Genomic DNA, 3,794 nt, shown 5'->3' on the forward strand with positions numbered 1-3,794 from the left:
CCCAATACCACGATCTTCCCAAGTCTCGAGGGTCTACTAGACGGCGCTACTATTCTTGAAGCCCGTAAGAAGAACGACGATCCAGCGGCCAGCCGAGTTAGGTTACGGAAAAAGGTAAAAGAGAAGATCCTTGAAGATGCCCCACGGGATGCCGATGGTAATCTGATCGACCCAAATACTGGTCGGCCGATCGAAGGTAATCCTGACATCGGTCACAAGCCAGGTCGCGAGTGGCGGCGGACGCAAGAACGAGCGCGACCTGAAGGGTGGACCCGCGACCAAGTAATCGAGGATCGGAATAATTCGGATATCTACCAGTTGGAGGATCGGTTTTCCAATAGGTCCCATCGCTATGAGGATCCGAGGTGAGAAAATGGACCGAATGAAGCGTACACCCTTGCACTATGCAGCAGTAGATAACGATGTTGAGCGGGTTGTGGAGCTCCTCGCAGATGGGCACGATCCAAATGCTGCGGATATCGAGGGATTTACCCCGTTGCATTTCGCAGCTCAGGATTATTCTGTTGCGGCAGCACGGGCGCTCTTGGATGCTGGGGCGACGATTGACAGCGTGGACAAATTCGGTAACACGCCTCTGTCAAAGGCGGCCTTCAACTCGCATGGTCGAGGTGAACTTATTTCCCTGCTACGGGAGCGTGGCGCTGACCCATGGCGGGCTAACAACTACGGACAAACACCCGTGGGACTTGCTCGGCTGATCGCAAACTATCCTGTTGCACAGTTTTTCGAAGATCTTCCGGAAGAGTCTCCTTGATAGGCGTTCCCAACTGGCCAATACGTCATTTCCAGTAAAATATGGCGTAGTTCTTTCAACAGGTAGGAGGTGTAGAGCCTGGGCGGAATCAAGCGGTCAAGGCGACGGTCAGCGTTGGATGATATCCACTTCGCCCGGTGCGAGGCTGTCGACCGCAACGGCTGCCGGCGTGGCTGCGGGATCCGGTGGCTGCGGTTTCGCAGCCAGGATTCGCTTTGCTCCGCGACGACCTTGCCAGGCGATGTTGAAAAGACTACTCCAAATCCAGCCGCTGATTACGAATGCGGTGCCGGCGGTCGGAGATAGGTCTCCGGGCAGGATGCCTACCGGAAAACGTGCGCAGACAGCCACCAGGAACACGATGAGCGCGAGGAGCGCGAATACCAAGAATCGGCGAGTCTGATGCAGGTAGCATTTCGCCAGGTTCTCGGCTGTTGCCGCGACGACCGGATCCGACCGGCAATAGGGGGCGTGGCGTCGCGGGGCTGGGGCACGCACCTCGCCGCGTTGTCGTCGGTCGACACCCAACACCTCCGGTGCCTCCCTCCTCCGCCTCGCGATCTACGTGCCCCAGCCCCACTCCTTGATCCACGCCCCTATTGTCGGGCGCTCTTAGCAGGTAATAAGATGCTGCGGTGCGTGCTGGCAACGGCGCTTGAAGCCGGCGATCTCGAAGCCGAGGCTCGCGTGTTGATGCAGCTATGGTGATCTTGATTGGGAGGGGCGTCGGGCGACCATGGCGGTGGATCGCCGTATGTGCGCGCTGGACTCTCTGCATGGTTTGGGGCTCGGGGATGCGTTGGGTTCCCAGTTTTTTTATCGCCACAACTACCACGCGCTGTATGAGCGGCGGGTGCCGCCGGGTCCCTGGTCGTGGACTGACGACACGGAGATGGCGTGCTCGATCTATGCGGTGCTATGCCGGTTCCGGAGTATCGATCAGGATGCCTTGGCGGCTAGCTTCGCTGAGCGCTACGACTCCGCTCGGAAATACGGGCCGGCGATGAACCGGCTGCTGCGTCAGGTCCGCGAGGGTGGAGCGTGGCGTGAGTTGGCCGGTGGGTTGTTCGGTGGTCAGGGATCGTGGGGCAACGGTGCTGCGATGCGGGTGGCGCCTCTTGGTGGATGGTTCGCGGAGGATCCGGGGGAGGCAGCCAGGCAGGCGATGGTGTCGGCGGCGGTCACCCACACCCATCCCGAAGCTGTGGCTGGAGCGGTTGCGGTCGCGGTGGCGGCCGCTCTTGCCGCCGGCTCCGGTCAGCTGACGCCCCGCGCCTTTCTTGACGCGGTCGGTCAGCTGACTCCGTCGGGTCGGGTGCACGGCGGCATAGGGGTGGCCTGTGACCTTGTGGATATTCCGTCGGTTGCGGTTGCGGTTGAGCAGCTCGGTAACGGGCGCAATATCAGCGCCCTGGACACGGTGCCGTTCGCCCTGTGGGCTGCGGCCCGCAATCTGGACGACTATGAGGAGGCTATCTGGACCACCGCGGGCGCCGGTGGCGATGTTGACACAACCTGCGCCATCGTCGGAGGTATCGTGGCCGCTCGTGTCGGCCGGCAGGGTCTTCCCGCCGCCTGGCGGTCGGCATGCGAGCCCCTGCCTGCATGGGTTGATTCAGAGAAATAGGCTCGGCTCGAGGCGTCCGGGCGGCGCCTCGCCGTGCCGTCGGCCGCTGCTCAACATCTCCGGCGTATCTCCCCTCGGCCCCATGATCCATCTAACCGGACTCGGGTGATGATGTCGATCCGTACAGTGACAGGGGCGATGGGTTCTGGGCATTCGATCGGCTGGTGGCCGACAATTTCGGCGAAGACTCTGCGCCGTCAGTAGACGGGCCTGAGTTCGCTGAACATGGGGTAGTGATCGTGATCGACCGGGTGTCACTGCAAGGTGGACAGAAGTTGGAGCGTGAGACCCCGCTCCGGAGAGCGCATCCCCTGAAGAACGGACTGTAGATTATCGCCATGGCGGTTTGGCTGTCAGTGTTGGATGACATCCGGCTCGCCCGGCGCGAGACCATCGACCGCCATGGCTGCCGGTGTGGGTGCGAAATCCGGTGGCTGCGCCTTCGCGACCAGGATTTTCTTTGCGGTGTAGTACGCCATCCATACGAGGATCACGAAGATGGCCCCAAATGCCGCGACGAGAAGCAGCATCACGGTGATGACCGGGGCTGACTTCACGACCAGGGCGCTCTCGCAAATTATGATGAGTAGGTAGCCAGGCCCTACGAAATATCCGTCTCTCGGCTCTGCTCATGGGAGGGCTGGTCGGCTGCGGTGACGATCCTTCTGAAGACCGATGATTGCGCACGGCGGTAGCGTAGTTCTCTCCGTGATCCACGCCCCTGATGCCGGGCGCTCTTGGCGGTATCATCTGATCGTTACTACTTGATCATGGCAGTCTGATCGCTGCCTGCGGCGGGGGATCGTCACCGCCACGTCGAGGCCGCCTTCGTTGCGGGCGACCGCGTTCACCGTGCCACCGTGCGCCTGGGCGACCGACCGCACAATTGACAGTCCCAGGCCGGTGCCCCGGGCTGAATGCACGCGGTTCGCCGCACGCTGGAACGGCTCGAACAGCTCGGGCACGCTCGCCGGGGTGAGGACCGGGCCGCTGTTGACCACGGCGAGCCGGGCGTCGCCGTCGACCGGGCCGGCAGCGACCCGTAACCAGCCGCCGGTGACGTTGTGTCGGATGGCGTTCTGCAGCAGGTTCTGCACGAGCCGGTCGAGCAGGATGCGGTCGCCGTCGACGACAACCGGGGTGGCCTCAGCGGTGACCTGCAGCTTCAGCCGGTCGGCCTCCGGCCGCAGGAGGGTCAGCACGTCTCTGACGACCTCCGCGAGGTCAACCGGCCGCGGATCCGCGATGCCGTGCTCGGCCCGGGCCAGGGCCAGCAGCCCGTCCACCAGCCGCTCGTGCCGAGCATTCACCGCCAGCATGGTTTCACCAAGGCGGATCAGCTCGACTGGGGCATCGGGGCGGCTCATCGCCACCTCGAGCAGGGTCTGATTG

Annotated in this window: 6 protein-coding genes; 3 read left to right on the forward strand and 3 right to left on the reverse strand. The window is 62.7% G+C overall.

Annotated features, from left to right (window positions below):
• Both U9983_RS27055 and U9983_RS27060 read left to right on the forward strand, forming a co-directional pair.
• A partial coding sequence (locus U9983_RS27055; protein ID WP_322756723.1) for an HNH/ENDO VII family nuclease occupies positions 1 to 369 on the forward strand: 369 nt, incomplete at its 5' end.
• A gap of 4 nt (positions 370 to 373) precedes the next feature.
• Positions 374 to 775: an ankyrin repeat domain-containing protein gene (locus U9983_RS27060; RefSeq protein WP_322756724.1), complete on the forward strand. Its 402-nt coding sequence runs from the start codon at positions 374 to 376 to the stop codon at positions 773 to 775.
• A gap of 108 nt (positions 776 to 883) precedes the next feature.
• Here the strand turns inward: U9983_RS27060 and U9983_RS27065 are convergent, their stop codons facing one another.
• Positions 884 to 1,306, reverse strand: coding sequence for a hypothetical protein (locus U9983_RS27065; protein ID WP_322756725.1), 423 nt, complete (start codon positions 1,304 to 1,306; stop codon positions 884 to 886).
• A 223-nt stretch (positions 1,307 to 1,529) separates the two neighbouring features.
• On the opposite strand from U9983_RS27065, the gene U9983_RS27070 reads away from it, so the two are divergent.
• Positions 1,530 to 2,402, forward strand: coding sequence for an ADP-ribosylglycohydrolase family protein (locus U9983_RS27070; protein ID WP_322756726.1), 873 nt, complete (start codon positions 1,530 to 1,532; stop codon positions 2,400 to 2,402).
• A 353-nt stretch (positions 2,403 to 2,755) separates the two neighbouring features.
• Here U9983_RS27070 and U9983_RS27075 read toward each other — a convergent pair whose 3' ends face one another.
• Positions 2,756 to 2,935 carry a hypothetical protein gene (locus U9983_RS27075; RefSeq protein WP_322756727.1) on the reverse strand — a complete coding sequence of 60 codons (180 nt, stop codon included), beginning with the start codon at positions 2,933 to 2,935 and terminating at the stop codon, positions 2,756 to 2,758.
• 213 nt (positions 2,936 to 3,148) lie between these two features.
• Positions 3,149 to 3,794, reverse strand: a 646-nt coding sequence (locus U9983_RS27080) for a HAMP domain-containing sensor histidine kinase (protein WP_322756728.1), incomplete at its 5' end; no start/stop codon positions are given.

This window comes from Protofrankia sp. Cas3, assembly GCF_963555955.1.
In the GTDB taxonomy this organism is placed as follows: Bacteria; Actinomycetota; Actinomycetes; order Frankiales; family Frankiaceae; genus Protofrankia.

What these genes read in the sequence shown, in the direction of transcription:
- U9983_RS27070 (WP_322756726.1), top strand. Translation starts at nt 1,530, where the DNA reads ATGTGCGCGCTGGACTCTCTGCATGGTTTGGGGCTCGGGGATGCGTTG.
- U9983_RS27060 (WP_322756724.1), top strand. Translation starts at nt 374, where the DNA reads ATGGACCGAATGAAGCGTACACCCTTGCACTATGCAGCAGTAGATAAC.